The 14,556-nt window shown below is 63.8% G+C and carries 11 protein-coding genes; 5 read left to right on the top strand and 6 right to left on the bottom strand.

What is annotated here, in order from left to right; genetic code table 11:
- Positions 1–8: 8 nt before the first annotated feature.
- From IF199_RS10760 to mnxG, 4 genes are read right to left on the bottom strand one after another with little or no spacing between them, the layout of a single operon-like run.
- Positions 9–629 (bottom strand): SCO family protein, encoded by a 621-nt coding sequence (locus IF199_RS10760; protein WP_192560340.1) that lies wholly within the window; start codon positions 627–629, stop codon positions 9–11.
- Complete coding sequence (locus tag IF199_RS10755; protein ID WP_102622373.1) at positions 626–1,276, bottom strand: SCO family protein; 651 nt, start codon at positions 1,274–1,276, stop codon at positions 626–628. Before IF199_RS10755 ends, IF199_RS10760 begins: the two co-directional genes overlap by 4 nt.
- Positions 1,277–1,289: 13 nt before the next feature.
- The gene (locus tag IF199_RS10750; protein WP_192560339.1) at positions 1,290–3,212 is read right to left on the bottom strand and encodes a YncE family protein; all 1,923 of its coding nucleotides are present in this window, start codon (positions 3,210–3,212) and stop codon (positions 1,290–1,292) included.
- Positions 3,213–3,239: 27 nt separating this feature from the next.
- Complete coding sequence (gene mnxG / locus IF199_RS10745; RefSeq protein WP_192560338.1) at positions 3,240–9,059, bottom strand: manganese-oxidizing multicopper oxidase MnxG; 5,820 nt, start codon at positions 9,057–9,059, stop codon at positions 3,240–3,242.
- 33 nt (positions 9,060–9,092) lie between these two features.
- Here mnxG and IF199_RS10740 point away from each other — a divergent pair, with 33 nt between their 5' ends.
- Positions 9,093–9,257, top strand: coding sequence for a hypothetical protein (locus IF199_RS10740; protein ID WP_192560337.1), 165 nt, complete (start codon positions 9,093–9,095; stop codon positions 9,255–9,257).
- A 4-nt stretch (positions 9,258–9,261) separates the two neighbouring features.
- Here IF199_RS10740 and IF199_RS10735 read toward each other — a convergent pair whose 3' ends face one another.
- Positions 9,262–9,873, bottom strand: a complete 612-nt coding sequence (locus IF199_RS10735) for a lytic transglycosylase domain-containing protein (protein WP_085733246.1) — start codon at positions 9,871–9,873, stop codon at positions 9,262–9,264.
- Positions 9,874–10,075: 202 nt separating this feature from the next.
- Between IF199_RS10735 and gspG the strand changes: the two genes are divergently transcribed.
- The 3 genes from gspG to IF199_RS10720 all read left to right on the top strand — a co-directional run bounded on the left by gspG (position 10,076) and on the right by IF199_RS10720 (position 12,421).
- Positions 10,076–10,504, top strand: coding sequence for a type II secretion system major pseudopilin GspG (gene gspG / locus IF199_RS10730; RefSeq protein ID WP_102622369.1), 429 nt, complete (start codon positions 10,076–10,078; stop codon positions 10,502–10,504).
- A 14-nt stretch (positions 10,505–10,518) separates the two neighbouring features.
- The gene (locus IF199_RS10725) at positions 10,519–11,706 is read left to right on the top strand and encodes a type II secretion system F family protein (RefSeq protein WP_096821308.1); all 1,188 of its coding nucleotides are present in this window, start codon (positions 10,519–10,521) and stop codon (positions 11,704–11,706) included.
- A 76-nt stretch (positions 11,707–11,782) separates the two neighbouring features.
- Positions 11,783–12,421: a hypothetical protein gene (locus IF199_RS10720; RefSeq protein ID WP_192560336.1), complete on the top strand. Its 639-nt coding sequence runs from the start codon at positions 11,783–11,785 to the stop codon at positions 12,419–12,421.
- A gap of 31 nt (positions 12,422–12,452) precedes the next feature.
- Here IF199_RS10720 and IF199_RS10715 read toward each other — a convergent pair whose 3' ends face one another.
- On the bottom strand, positions 12,453–13,352 hold the full coding sequence (locus tag IF199_RS10715; protein ID WP_102621583.1) for a LysR family transcriptional regulator: 900 nt from the start codon (positions 13,350–13,352) through the stop codon (positions 12,453–12,455).
- Between the two features lie 162 nt (positions 13,353–13,514).
- Between IF199_RS10715 and IF199_RS10710 the strand changes: the two genes are divergently transcribed.
- A complete protein-coding gene (locus IF199_RS10710; protein WP_192560335.1) occupies positions 13,515–14,531 on the top strand; it encodes an alpha/beta hydrolase in 1,017 nt (338 codons plus the stop codon).
- Positions 14,532–14,556 lie beyond the last annotated feature (25 nt).

Genomic DNA, 14,556 nt, shown 5'->3' with positions numbered 1-14,556 from the left:
GCGCGGACTCAGCGGCCGGCCACGGGCATTGTCAGCAGTTGCAAGCGCTGGGCAATGGCGGCGGCCGAGGCGTCGGGACGGATCTTGCTCCAGCGTTTGTTGGCGACATCGCCGACGATCAACTGGGTCGAGTGCTGCTCCGGCGTCGGCACGATCTGGCCGATGCGACCGAGCACCAGATCCATCTGCGCCTTGTCGCCGGTAAGGAAAAGCCAGTGAGGGTCATCGGCACCCTGCTTCAAGGTGTAAGCCTTGAGCACCGCCGGCGTGTCGCGCAGCGGATCACTGGTAAGGGAAATGAAAGTGACGCCATCGGCCTTGTCGCCCAGCAGCTCGCGGACTTCCTTGAGCTTGCGGGTGATCAGCGGACAGGCATCGTTGCAGCTGGTGAAGATGACGTTGAGCAGCACCACGCGATTCTGCAGCGCATCACTGTAGAAACGCTGGGTGACGCCGTGTTGATCCAGCAACGGCGTGTCGGTGAACCAGGTTTTCGCGTCATGAGTACCTTTGGCCGGCGCAGCGGCCACCGTCGCCGGGGCCTCGGGCGCGTGGCCTTCGTGGGCAAAGGCCACGTTGCCGAGAATCCAGAAGCACACAGTCAGGCTGATCCAGTCGAGCATTCTCATGGCTGTTGCTCCATGGCAATCGCGGTGTGTTTGGCGTGGGTGCGCAGGCCGCTGAGTTTTTCCACTTCCTTGGCCAGCAACGCCGGGTCGGTGAAACCGTAGTAGCGCATCCAGTGGCGGCTGTTGCCGTCTCCGACGAGGATCAGCGGCTGATGGTTCTTGAAGTCACCGCTGAAACTACCGAGGCCCTTGAGCGTGGCGTTGATCGACTGCGGCGAACCGGTCAGCCAGCTCCAGCCCGGCCCACGCTGGAAAGAGCGGGCGTAATCCAGCAGGCGTTTCGGGTCGTCGCGCTGCGGGTCGATGCTGATCGACACCAGTTGCACTTCGCCGCCGACCCGCGAACCCAGCTGTTTCTGCACCTTGCCCATGATCGACGAGACCACCGGGCAAACCGTGGTGCAACTGGTGTAGATGAAGCTCATGACGACGATTTTGTTGTGCACCAGATCCTGCTCCAGGCGCACGGTCTTGCCGTTCTGGTCGAGCAGCGGCACGTCGACGAATTTGACCTGGGTGTGTTCCTGGGTGCTGGCGGCCGGTGCCTTGTGCCCCGCGTGTTCGTCCGCCGAATGGGCCCGGGCCTGATGAATGCCGGCGGCCAACAGACACAAGGTCAGCAGGCCGGATGATGCGAATCGGTTCATGGCGTTGTCCTCGTCACTGAGTCTGGCCGGGCAGCACCCGGACACTGGCAAATGTCTTGTCGTCGAAACCCGCGCCCAGCGATGCCGCGCGCACATGCAGGTACCAGGCGCCGCTACGGTCGAGGGTCACCGGGGCTTCGTACACACCGTCGGCGACTTCCAGCGCCGCCACCTCTCGGGGCCGCGACGTCGGCGCGAGGAAGTAGCGCAACTGCACGTCTTTCACGCCGCTGCGCTGCACCTTTTGCTTGCCCTCGACGATGCGGAACCGCACCACGTACGGGTCGTTCAGCGCCACGGCGGTCTTGCCCGGCAGGAACTCGACTTTCGGCGGGCCGACGTGTTTTTCAGCCGCGCCGTCGGGCTCCACCTGCGCGCTGAAGCAATGAATGATGTTCGGTTGATTGAGCAGGAACGCCACGTCGAAACGCCCCGCCGTCGGCAGTTTCACCCGGGCGCTGTACAGCCCCGGCGACACCTCGCGCAGACTGCGGTCGACAACCATTGCCGCGCGTGCGATTTGCCCACGATTGGGGTAACCGGACATCGGCGCGTTCATGCCTTCGGCGTAGAAATAGGTGGTGTTGTCCACCGGGTTGACCACGAACACCGCATTGTCATCCCGCGACACGGCAAGGCTCGACGCCAGCGGCAAATCCCCGGCCAGCCGTGGTGGCTGCGGCCCGGCCTCGAAACCCTGACTGATCGGCTGCCGTCCTTCGCCGAGCGACGCCAGATTGATCATGGTGACTTTCGGCGAGGCCAGGCCGCGCACGTAGGCATAGGCCTTGGTGAACACCACTTGATAGGGTTCGGCCGAGACTTCCAGATCATGGATCGCTGAATCATTGGCCGCATCGATGACGGTGGCGCGATTCTCCACCGTGTTCAACACCACACCGAAGCGACCATCGGCGCTGAACCCCATCGGGCCAAGGCCCTGTTGCAGCTTGATCACCCGCCGCACGGCGCGGCTGTTGCTGTCGATCACCGTGACAGTGCCGTCCTTTCCGTCAGCCACGTACACCGCGCCGGACAGCGGCGAATACGCTACCGACAACGGGCTGGAGCCGGTTTTGACCTGTTGCAACAGACTCAGGCTGGCGATATCGATGACGCTCAACGTGCCGTCGTCACGGTTGCTGACGAAGGCGAAGCGGCTGTCCTTGCTGAAGGTGATTTCGTGGTGCCCGCGACCGGTTGCCAAGTGTTTGAGCGGTTTCAGGCTGTGGGCGTCGATCACGGTGACGCCGGATTCTTCGGCCTTCGCCGCATTGTTGCCGACCCACAGCAGACGTTCGTCCGGTTGCAACGCAACGCGCACCGGTTGGCTGCCGGCGGCCACCGAGTCGAGGACTTTGAATTGCTCGCTGTCGATCACCGCGACTTCCCCCGCTGTCGGCATCGACACGAAGACCTTTTTGTTGTCTTTGGGCGTAACCCAGTCCATCGGCGGTTGCTTGAGTTCGATCCGCGCAAGCGTGCTGGTGATGCCGCCGACCGACACCGACGGATCAATCACCGAAACGCTGGCATCGCGGTTCATCACCAGCAGGAAGTAGCTGTTGAGATCGAGTAGCGGCCGCGCGCCGATGTTGGATTTGAGGAACGTCCCGACCCGGGATTTGCAGCTCTTGTCGCGGCCCTGGGCCTGGTCGGCGGCAACGGTTTCGGGATCGATCCACGCCCCCGGCGCCACACCGGACAGCGGCTGGCCGGAGGCGCCATCGGTGACGCGAAACTGCACGTCGGCGAACTCGCCTTCACGCAATTTGCCGTCGCGAGCCAGCGGTTGCAGGTTGAATGCAATCGACACGCCGTCGCGGGTCAGCACCTGCCCGGGGCCGGTTTGCGCCAGGGCAATCTCGCTCAGCGTGAGCAACGCCCCGGCCATCGCCAGAAGACAGACGCCGATGATGTTGATGATCCTGTTCATGTCGCTCTCCCCTCGACTGCATTTCCGCTATTGGCCCTGAGGTGCCGGCTCGGGCTCATTGGTCACCCGCAGCAAACCCCATAACCCCGCCGTGTTGCCGAACGAAGCGTTGTCGCGGAACAGGTAATCCCCCGCTATCGCATTGGCGCCGCCGGCGCTCGGCAACATGAAGCTGAAGTGCGCCGCCGGCAGCACGCTTTCGCGGGCGCCGATGTACATCGACATCGGGTTGTAGCCGAACTTCACCGAGCCCACGCCGGGGGTGTTCATCGGGTAGCCGCCGACATCGCTCTTCTCCGACTGGAACGGATTGACCGACCACAGGTGCCCGTCGAGCTGGAAGGTCGAGCCACGGCTGCCACCGGTCGGCATCAGGATGTGGGTGCGGAACGGCTGCCCTGGCCTGGCGTAGAACACCGGGGTCTGCGGATCACCGCCGACCAGCGCGTTGCTGTAGGCCATGTGCGCGTTGGGCACGTCGCCGTAACCGTGGCCATCGGCGCGGCCGAACGGTGCATCCGGCGCCAGGCCGAAGCGGTACCACATGGGTTCGGCCTTGTAGTTGATGGCCATGCCGGCGTTGTCCTTCGGATCGTTCGGCACGCCCATGCCTTCGGAGGCAATGCCCTCCACCGGCCGACCATTGGCCCAGCGCAGGTTCAGGGCACGCTGCCAGACCATCGCAAAATCGCGATAAGCCGTTTGCCCCGCCGCCGTCACCGTGGCGCTGACCTTGCGTGCATCGTCGACCCAGGTGGCGCCCGCCGGCAGGATGCTCATCGCCCCGCCGAGGCCTTTTTGCGGTTGTTTGATCACGTCCGCCGGGGTGAAGTTGAGGCCGCCGAATTCCACGGCGGTGGCGTTGATGTTGTCGACGCTGCGCCCCAGTTGGGTGATCGGTTTGCCTTCGCGCTCCAGGTGCCCGGCGTAGTACTGATAGGTACGGGTCGGGTACGCACCGGTGCTACCGACACGCGGTGGCACGGTCTGGATCGGGTTGGCACCGACGTTCACCCCGTCGGATTTGGTGATGTCGTAGGCCAGCAATTGCGCGTGGAGTCCGACGTGGCTGGACGGCCGCAGCAGGTTGTTGTTGAAGGTGGTCGAGCCGTCACCACCGTTGCGATCACGTTTGACCAGGCCTTGCAGGATGGCGGTCTGCGCCAGATCGGGCATCACGCTCGGCAGACGGTTTTCCAGGGTGATGTTGATGCAGTCCCCGGCAGCAGCGCGCAGCACCAGCGGCTCGACCGGAATGCCGGGTTTGAGCTTGCCGGTGGCTGGATCGAGATCCCCCTTGCGCACATAAAGGATCGCGGTCGGGTCATGGATCGGCCCGCTCTGACCGCCGATGGTGATGGTTTCGCCATCCTCTGGGTCGGTCACCGTCACCTGCGGAATGCTCACCGGCCGCGAGTTGAACACCAGCGTGCCGCCCGCCGGATTCAACGGCCCGCCAACATGCTGGCCGAGCCCGGCCGAGTCGCCGATGGTCAGCCCCAGCGGGTTGCGCAGGATGTCGTTGGCCAGCGCCGCGACCACTTCATAATTGCGCTGCACGGTGGGTCGGGTGCCGATGCCGTTGGGGTTGGCGCTGATCCGTGGGCAACTGCCTTCGAATGCCACGGTGTTGCGCATGCCGGTGGGTTTCGGGTTGTTCGGCAGCGCGAACAGGTCGTTGCGTTGCGCGGTGTAGTTGCGCATCACGCCCCAGATGCCGTTCCAGTAGCCTTCGATCGAGGCGTCCATCGAGTACAGATAATCCCCGGTGGTCGCCACCGAACTCGACAGCATCGACACCGGCGCGATGAAGCCCATCTGCTCGGAGATCCCGACCATCTGCGAAGCGCGCCACCCGGAGTTGGAACTGTTGCCGAACCCGGAGCCGCTCTGCAGCCACTTCACGCCGTGCAGGGTGACGTTGTGCTCTTCCTCGTGGCCGCCGGCATGCACCCGCAGCCGCACGTTGTCGCCGGTGTAAGTGCGCAGCATCGGCGTGAACGGATCGCCCGGTTCAGCGCCGCCCTTGTTGATGTGCGGCGGAAACTGCGTGGTGCCGCCGGTAGGCCCGGTGGCCGAACTGATCTGGTTCGGCGCCAGGTTCAGCGCCGGGATCGCCCGATCGGTGCGGCTCTGCATGGCGTACGCCAGGTCACCACCGAGGCCGTCGGCCTGCATGCCGCGCTTGCCGTCCGGGCCGACCTTGTTCGGGTCGAACACCCGCAGGCCCAGCGGTTCGTTACGGTAGTTGACGACGAACATGCCGGGGTCATCCACGGAAATCGCCTGTGGGCACGGCCGGCTCGGGCAGCCCGGTTTGATCCCGCCGCGCGCCTCGACCACCGCTTCGAGCAGGTTGCCGGCGTTGTTGCGCACCGGCGGGTTGATCGCAAAGCGGAAGCTGTCGGCCGTGGCCGGGAACGCTTGCGCATTCGGGATGCCGTTCGGGCCGGCGCCCACATACACCCCGGCTTCATAGGCGTGCTGGAAGTCGCTGTACTCCAGGAAGAACTCGCGGAAGCTGTCGTTCAAACCATCGCCGTCGAGGTCGCCGGTGTTGATCACCGCTTGCCACGACGTCGGCCCGCCGTCCTGCCGCGCGCCGCTATACAGAGGCTCGCCGGTTTCGGCGTGGAACCAGGTGGAACCGGCCGGTTCAGCCAATACGGTGGCGTAGAGGCCGATTTGTTGGTGCGTCGATGGGCCGAGATGGTCATGGGTGAAGATGGTGCCCAGGCCGCGATCCACGCCTTTGCTGTTGATCACCGGATCGACGAACCAGCGCTGCATCGCCGTACGCGCCCCCATCCAGTCGCTGCGTCCGTACTGACCGAAGAATGGGTGCGCCTTGGCTTTCGGGCAGGCCGGGGTGCCGTCGCGTGGATCGGTACCGGCGCACTGGTTGAATTCGCGGATCGCGTGCACACGCTCTTGCACAGCGCCGGGGGAAAGCACGCCGTCCTCATAGTTCCAGCCGTTGGAGGAACCGTCCGCCGCCGTCAGGTCCCACTTCGGCAGGTGAATGTGCTGGCCGATCACGTCGGTCGGGGTGCGCACCTGATAGTCGTCCATCTCGTAGACGGCCGGCACCAGGTTGGTTTGCTGGTATTGCACGCAGTCAAAAGTGTTCATGCGCATCACCAGCGGCTCTGGCGGACGCTGCTTGGTGATCACCGGCCAGGCGTCTTCCCACAGCGCCAGAATCCGGGCCTGCGGGAAGTGATAACCGACCTTGTTGTACACCGCGTCGAACTGGATGTTGGCGGCTTTGTAGACCCGTGGCCGGTCGGCGGTGAAGGTCGAGGCGCCGACGAAGGACATGCCATCGAGACGCTCGCCGCTGTTGAATTCGCCTATACCGGCGCTGCTGGTCAAACGTTTCTGACGGTCATCCATGCACGGTTCGTAGTACGGCGCGCCGGCAATCGGCAAGGCACCATTGGTGCGGAAGGCCTTGGCCACCACTTGATTGCCGGGCAGCAAGGCGAAGCTTGGGTGATCCTTTTTCGCGTGGAAAGCCATCGCCGCCTGTTCGACTTCAGTACCCTCTTCAGGCAGATAGATCGGTTTGGCGCGGGTGACTTCCTTGGAGAAATCCAGCGACGTGGTCACGGTGAGCGCTTCGCCGCCAGCAGACTTTCCGTCCAGTGCATGACGCGGCAAACCACCGTCCCAGCCGCCGGATTGCGTCGGGTCGAGGTTGGCCCACAGCGCCTTGCCGCTGGCTTTGAGCGATTGCGCGGTGGCGGCGTCGAGCATGTCCAGCGGTGGGGTCGGCGGACGTTGCCCGACCGAACTTTCCATGCCGCCGATCCAGAACGGATAGCCAGGGTTTTTCAGGCTGCCGTCGGCGTTGCGGTTGGCTTCGCTGCGATCCACCAGGGCTAGAGAACCAACAGCCTGAGCGCCAGCGTTGCCGCCGTGGTGATCATCGTCGCCCTCTTCTTCCTCATCGTCGTCATCGTTGCCGGCGACCAGGGTTTCGCCGATTTTCGGCACCACGACAACCTTGCCCGGCATCGGCGCCATGGCTTTGCCCGGCAGCGGCACGATGGCGGGGATTGGCGTGCCGGCAATGATTTCGCCATCGGGCAAGGCGCGGGCACCGGCGGCGGGTTTACCACTGCGCAGCGCATAGGGTTCGCTGTGGAAACCATCGGCACCCTGCTGGGAAACCTCCAGTCGGGTGCCCTCTTCAAACACATCGTGCACCCGCCACATGGCCCACATGCCCTGGGCAAAGTGCGGATAGAAGTGGCAATGGTAAATCGCATCGCCGGCCACGCGGTTGCGATTGCCCGAGCCGCCATTGGCGATTTCATAGGTGTAGCCAGCCCCCGGCCCGATGCCCTGAGCGTCGACGTAATCGGAGTTGTCATCGTTGGGATTGAACAGCCACTGGTGACCGTGCAAGTGGAAGATGTGGTGCTCGTAACCGTTATGGGTGTTGCGGAATTTGACGAAGTCACCGATGTAACTGTGGGCGACGTTCGATGGCTCAGACGGATACAGGGCCATGGTGGCTTTCACGCCGACCTGATCGGCACGTGGCGTCTGGCCGGGGGCGATGTTCTCAAGCCCGGTGTTGGCCGGCACGTCCACCAGCATCGCCACGTCGCCGACGGTGTGCGAGCTGAGGAAGAATTCTTCGTAGGCGCAGGACAGGCAATCGTGCATCGGCCCCACGCCCAAACGGTTGGCGATCACTTCGGCGCCCATGCCGCCGGCACCGTAGTTGATCATGAACGAGTCGCGGGTCGGCTCCAGCACATGGCCCATCACCGGGTCGGCAAAGTACGCCGGGAACGCCTGGGTGACGGCGGTTTCGTCCTGGAACTGCGCGGCGAAATCGCGGAACGGCTCCAGCCGGTTGGGCAACGCCGGGTTGCGTTTGCCCACCGATTCCAGTGGATAGGTGATCGGCGGAAAGCTGCCGTCGGGGTTGCTGCCCATGACGATGGCGTCGCTTTCGCTGGAGATGATTTCGCTGCCGTCGACCATGCTGATGATTGGCACGCCGGCCTTGCCTTCGCGCAGCCACGGCTCGCGCTGCGGGTAACGAGCCTGGTAATCGACGATGGGATGTCCGGCGGGGGTGCGGCCAGTGCTGGCCAGGCGCATGTCTTCTTCAGTGAGGGTGTTGCGGTAAGTGCGGCCGCCCTTGGGCACGACCACCACTTGGGCAAACAGACCATTGGCATTGTTGCCGGCCGCGCCCTCCCCGCCGAACGTCGCGCCACGGCTGCTGACATCGAACGCCCCTTCGCGCTCCGCGTATAACAGATAGGAACGGCTGGCACCGGGGGCGACCAGACTGTTGGCGTTGCGCCCGGTGAACGAGGCGATGTCATCGATGCTGTTCACCGCTTGCAGGCCGTTGACCTGGAAACCGACATGCCGGTCGGCGACTTGTTCGTCGGCCTTGAAGGCTTCGCCGACGTTGGCGTTTTCCTCTTCACCCTCGGGCTCGGAGTGATGGTTCGGGTTGGCCTGATACGCCAGAAGATTTTGCAGGTTGATCGTCAGGCAATCCCCCGCCGCCACGCGCAGCACCAGCGGCCGTGGACGCTTGTCCGGGCGCAGCGACACTTTGCCCGGCACCGCCGAACCGCCCTGTGCCAGTGACCGGTCATGGTCATCGACCACGTCGCGGCGCAAGGCGAACATCATGCCGTTGACGTTCTGCGCACCGAGGCGGTTGAACATCAGCGGCTGATCGAAGGCCACGACGTTGGCCACCAGATTACGTTCGCAGCGCACGGCGGCGCTGGCCAGTTCGACGCTGAGCATCGAGGCCAGCAACAGCAGCCAGTTCAACAGGGACGGTGCGTGGTGAATGCCAACCATGATCGGAAACCTCGTAGTGGGTGCTCACAGGGAATGATTCTCGACAAAGCCCTCGGAGCAATCCGCATGCCACAAAAAATCGTATTGCTGTTCAATCAGTTACAGAAATCATTTGAGAATCCGGGGGATATTCCCCACCCGATTCCCCGTTTTTCCGACCCGGCGGATTTGCCCCGAAAGTGGGGAAAACCGGGTTGAAGGTTTACAACGGCGCGTCCGCTGCCAGCCCCTGCAGACGCCGATACTGGCGCAGGACGCTGGGGACATAACGCTGGGTTTCGGCAAACGGCGGGATCACCCGGCCACGGCTGAGCACCGCGTCGGGGCCGGCGTTGTAGGCCGCCACGGCGAGCGCGATATCGTTGTCGAACAGGGTCATCAGGCGCTTGAGATACCGGGCCCCGCCCTGGATGTTGGCCTTGGGGTCATAGACGTCGGTCACCCCCAGTTCGCGGGCGGTGTCCGGCATCAGTTGCATCAGCCCGCCGGCGCCTTTGGGCGAGGTGGCGCCGGGGTTGTAGTTCGACTCGGCGTTGATCACCGCGTGCAGCAAGGCTTCGGGCAAGTGATTGGCCGTGGCCGCCGCCGACACCAGTTCCGCGTAGGGCTGGTTGGCGATCAATTGCGGTTGCCGGTCAAGGCTGACCACGGGCATTTGTGCCTCGTGAATCACCCGTTCGTAGGTGCGTCCGGGGCGGTGGACGTTGGACAGCACATAGCTGCCCTTGGCGTCCACGGAGACAAACACATCGGCCTCGGCGATGCCGGTCAACAGCATGCAGCCAAGCAGTCCTGCGCAGATTGGATTGAGCATTGGGCCTCCCCTGACAGGCCCCGAAAAATTGGGGGAAATGCCCCACTGACCTGTCGTGAATCAGCCGTACGCAAGCACTGTGCCGACTCTCGAGAAGCCCGTATTTCAAGGGCTTCAGCCCGCACGCAGGATTTATCGGGGGCTGAGCATGGCAATTGCATAAGCCCTCAGGCGACTCGGCTGCCACTCACCGGAGGTCATCATGAAGCTGCATGTTCGTCCGCGCGCCCAACAGGGTTTCACCCTGCTCGAATTGCTCGTGGTGCTGGTGGTGCTCGGCCTGTTGGCCGGGATCGTCGCGCCCAAATATTTCGCCCAGTTGGGGCGCTCCGAAGTGAAAGTCGCCAAGGCGCAGATCGAAGGCCTGGGCAAGGCACTGGACTTGTATCGGCTGGAAGTCGGCCACTACCCGTCCACCGAACAGGGCTTGCAGGCGCTGGTGACCGCGCCGAGTGACGAGGCGAAATGGACCGGCCCGTACTTGCAGAAAAAACTCCCGCAGGACCCATGGGGCCGTAACTACACCTACCGCTACCCCGGTGAAAACGCCGAGTACGACTTGCTGTCGATGGGCAAGGACGGCCAGCCCGGCGGCGAAGGCGAAAACGCCGAAGTCACCAACTGGCAATGAGCGGAGCACACGGCATGCGTTTTCATCTGAAGGCAGTGGGCAAGGCCGGCGTGGTGTCGCTGAACATCGAAGCGCCCGGTCACAGCGAAGCGCGGCGCATCGCCGAAGATCAGGGCTTGCGCGTGGTCAGCCTGCACGCCGAACGGCACTGGCGTTCGCTGCGCCTGAGCCAACGCGAGACCTTCAACCTGGTGCTGTTCAGCCAGGAGCTGACCACGTTGCTCAATGCCGGCCTGCCGTTGATCGACGCACTGGAAAGCCTGGCGGAAAAAGAAACCGCGCCCGCCGCCCGAAAAACCCTGACTGAGCTGGTGCGGCTGCTGTACGAAGGCAAATCGTTCTCCCAGGCGTTGGCCCAGCTGTCGGCGGTTTTCCCGCCGCTGTACGTGGCGCTGGTGCAGTCCAGCGAGAAGACCGGCGCGGTCGGCGATGCGCTGGGTCGTTATGTCAGCTATCGCCAGCGCATGGACGAGGTGCGGCAGAAGATCGTCAGCGCCTCGATCTACCCGCTGTTGTTGTTGGTGGTCGGCGGTGGCGTGGTGCTGTTTTTGATGGGCTACGTGGTGCCGCGTTTCAGCCTGGTGTTCGAAGGACTGGGCTCGAACCTGCCGTGGCTGTCGCAGATTCTGATGAGCAGCGGGATGTTTTTGCACGCGCATCAGGGTGAGTTTTTCGGGATTCTGGCGGCAATCATCACCGCCCTCGCCGTGTTGCAGAAACAACCGGCGTTTCGCCGTGGGCTGGATCGACTGGTGGAAAAACTCCCCGCCGTGCACCAGCGGATCTTCATGTATGAGCTGGCGCGGTTTTACCGATCCCTGGGGATTCTGCTGCAAGGCGGGATTCCGCTGGTGACCGCCATGGGCATGGTCCGGGGCCTGCTCACCGTAGCCTCGCGGGCGCGACTCGACCAGGCCTGCGAACGGGTGCGCGAAGGACAGTCATTGTCCACCGCGCTGGAGCTCAATCGGCTGGTGACGCCCGTGTCCCTGCGCCTGCTGCGCGCCGGCGAGCAGTCCGGCAACCTCGGGCAAATGATGGAGCGCAGCGCCGATTTCTATGACGAGGAAATCAGCCGCTGGATCGAGTGGTTCGTGCGGCTGTTCGAACCGCTGCTCATGACCTTCATCGGCCTGCTGATCGGGGTGATCGTGATCCTGATGTACATCCCGATCTTCGAACTCGCTTCAAGCATTCACTGACCCCGGGAACGGGCCGACTCAAGCGCAACACTGCACAACCAGGTTCCCAATCAAGACAACAAAGACGGAGAACGATATGCACATTCAAAAGCTCATGCTCGCAATGGCCATCGGCGCAGTCCTGTCGGCGTCTACCGTATTGATCCCGGACAACCTGTCCGGGGTGTCCAGCGTTCAGGCCAAGGAAGGTGGCAGTGGGGGTGGAGGAAGCGGTGGTGGTGGTGGGGGCGGCGGAGGTAGTGGCGGCGGTGGAGGCGGAAATGGGGGGGGCGGTGGTGGCAACGGAGGGGGCGGTAGCGGCGGAGGGGGCGGCGGCAACGGTGGCAGTGGCGGTGGCGGCAATGGCGGTAGCCACGGTGGCAGCGGCAGTGGAGGCAACAGTGGCAGCGGCAGTGGAGGCAACAGTGGCAGCGGCGGCGGTGGAAACAGTGGCCACAGCGGCAGCGACCATGGTTCGGGCCATTCCGGCGACAGCGCCTCTTCAGGACGCAACGGCACCCACGCCGAGGCTGGGGACGATCACGGCGTTCATCGGGCCGGAGAAATCGGCGATGACCATGGGGTTCATCGTGCAGGCGAAATCGGTGATGACCACGGCGTACACCGCGCGGGCGAAATCGGTGACGACCATGGCGTACATGCCGCAGGCGAACCCGGCGATGATCGCGGGGTTCACGTTGGCGGCGAGCCAGGCGATGACAAGCGCGCCAACTGAGCAACGCTGAAGATTGTGCGAGCGGCTGGGGCTACAACACCCCCTGACGCTGATCCAGCCGCTCGCGCAAAAACTCGATCAACGCCTGCACCGGCCGCGATGCCTGACGATGCTGCGGATACACCGCCGACAGGATTAACGGCTCCGGACGCAAATCATCCAGCACCGGCACCAGGCGCCCATCCTTCAGCGCGGCCCCGACAATGAACGTCGGCAAGTAGGTAATCCCCATCCCCGCCACCGCCGCATCCCGCAGCAACTCGCCGTTGTTGACCCGCATCCGCCCGGTGACATTCACCAGCTGCGGCTTGCCCTGCCCCGCGTTGAACCTCCACTGCACCGAACGCCCGTGGCCGTAAGGCAGGCAGTCATGGCTGAGCAGATCCTCTGGTTTGACCGGTGTGCCGCGCTCGGCCAGATACGCAGGGCTGGCGCAGTACACCCGCTCGATGGCGGCGATGCGTCGGGCGATCAGGGTCGAGTCTTCCAGCACGCCGATGCGCAGCGCTAGGTCGTAGCCCTCGCCGAGCAAGTCCACCGGGCGGTCACTCAGATCAACCTCCACCGTGACTTCGCGATAACGCTGCAAGAACAGCGGCAGCAGACAGCCCAGATGCGCCACCGCAAACGACAGCGGCGCGCTGACACGAATCGTCCCGCGCGGTTCGGCGGTCTGCCCGGCAATGCCCTGCTCCACCTGTTCGACTTCGCTTAACAGCCGCAGCGCCGACTCGTAATAGCTCTGGCCCAGTGGCGTCACGTCCAGACGCCGGGTCGAACGGTTGAGCAGACGCACGCCGAGGCGCTCCTCCAGTTGCATCAACCGACGGCTGACGAACTGCTTGGACAGGCCCAACTGATCGGCCGCCGCCGTGAAGCTGCCGGAGTCCATCACCTGGCAAAAAATACGCATGTCTTCGAACGGGTTCATTGTCACTCTCTGGTTGACAGTTAAACGCTTTATAGCCGCTTTTTCACTTTCCGGCACCTCATTAATCTGTGCTCACGGTGTTGCTGAGGCCTGAAGCCCAGCGCCACAGCAGCCCGATCCCAAGGCATACAAAAACTCGAACGACTTAAAAAGGAATTGCACATGAACATCAAGAAAACCCTCGCCGCTTCCCTCCTCGCCCTGTCCATCAGCAACGCGTTCGCCGCCGAAGGCACTGGCGTCGAACACACCACCCAGGCCTTCCTCGACGCCCTCGCCGCTGGCGGTGGCAAACCGCTTGAGCAACTGAGCCCGAAAGACGCCCGTGCGGTGCTGACCGGCGCCCAGGCTTCGGTGAAGGTTGACCTGTCGGGCGTTGAAGTCAGCGACAAGGCAATCAAGGTCGATGGCCAGACGATCAACCTGAAAGTGGTGCGCCCGGCCAAGGTCAAGGGCGAACTGCCGGTGTTCATGTTCTTCCACGGTGGCGGCTGGGTGCTGGGCGACTTCCCGACGCACCAACGGCTGATTCGTGATCTGGTGGTGGGCTCTGGCGCGGTTGCGGTGTACGTCGATTACACGCCGTCGCCGGAAGCGCAGTACCCGACCGCGATCAATCAGGCCTACGCCGCAACGAAATGGGTGGCCGAGCACGGCAAGGACATCGGTGTCGACGGCAAGCGTCTGGCGGTGGCCGGCAACAGCGTCGGCGGCAACATGGCGGCGGTCGTGGCGTTGATGGCCAAGGAACAGAAAACCCCGGCCCTGCGCTTCCAGTTGCTGATGTGGCCTGTGACCAACGCCGGGTTCGATAACGGCTCGTACCAGCAGTTCGCCGAGGGCCACTTCCTGACCAAGGGCATGATGCAGTGGTTCTGGGACAACTACACCAGCAACCCGGCCGAGCGTGCGCAGATCCATGCCTCGCCGCTCAATGCCAGCAGCGAACAGCTCAAGGGCCTGCCCGCCGCGCTGGTGCAGACCGCCGAGTTCGACGTGCTGCGTGACGAAGGCGAAGGCTACGCCCGCCACCTCGACGCGGCCGGTGTGCCGGTGACCTCGGTGCGCTACAACGGGATGATTCATGACTTCGGCCTGCTCAATCCGCTGAATCAGATTCCGGAAGTAAAAGCCGCCGTGCGCCAGGCCGCGGCGGAACTCAAGACCCATCTGAACTGAGTCCAGCCACTCGCCACACCTTCGG

This window comes from Pseudomonas allokribbensis (genome assembly GCF_014863605.1).
Lineage (GTDB): Bacteria > Pseudomonadota > Gammaproteobacteria > Pseudomonadales > Pseudomonadaceae > Aquipseudomonas > Aquipseudomonas allokribbensis.
Note: the sequence above shows the minus strand (reverse complement) of the source record. Positions and strands in the feature narration are given on the sequence as shown.

What these genes read in the sequence shown, in the direction of transcription:
- IF199_RS10760 (WP_192560340.1), bottom strand. Translation starts at nt 629, where the DNA reads ATGAGAATGCTCGACTGGATCAGCCTGACTGTGTGCTTCTGGATTCTC.
- IF199_RS10755 (WP_102622373.1), bottom strand. Translation starts at nt 1,276, where the DNA reads ATGAACCGATTCGCATCATCCGGCCTGCTGACCTTGTGTCTGTTGGCC.
- IF199_RS10750 (WP_192560339.1), bottom strand. Translation starts at nt 3,212, where the DNA reads ATGAACAGGATCATCAACATCATCGGCGTCTGTCTTCTGGCGATGGCC.
- mnxG (WP_192560338.1), bottom strand. Translation starts at nt 9,059, where the DNA reads ATGGTTGGCATTCACCACGCACCGTCCCTGTTGAACTGGCTGCTGTTG.
- IF199_RS10740 (WP_192560337.1), top strand. Translation starts at nt 9,093, where the DNA reads ATGATTCTCGACAAAGCCCTCGGAGCAATCCGCATGCCACAAAAAATC.
- IF199_RS10735 (WP_085733246.1), bottom strand. Translation starts at nt 9,873, where the DNA reads ATGCTCAATCCAATCTGCGCAGGACTGCTTGGCTGCATGCTGTTGACC.
- gspG (WP_102622369.1), top strand. Translation starts at nt 10,076, where the DNA reads ATGAAGCTGCATGTTCGTCCGCGCGCCCAACAGGGTTTCACCCTGCTC.
- IF199_RS10725 (WP_096821308.1), top strand. Translation starts at nt 10,519, where the DNA reads ATGCGTTTTCATCTGAAGGCAGTGGGCAAGGCCGGCGTGGTGTCGCTG.
- IF199_RS10720 (WP_192560336.1), top strand. Translation starts at nt 11,783, where the DNA reads ATGCACATTCAAAAGCTCATGCTCGCAATGGCCATCGGCGCAGTCCTG.
- IF199_RS10715 (WP_102621583.1), bottom strand. Translation starts at nt 13,352, where the DNA reads ATGAACCCGTTCGAAGACATGCGTATTTTTTGCCAGGTGATGGACTCC.
- IF199_RS10710 (WP_192560335.1), top strand. Translation starts at nt 13,515, where the DNA reads ATGAACATCAAGAAAACCCTCGCCGCTTCCCTCCTCGCCCTGTCCATC.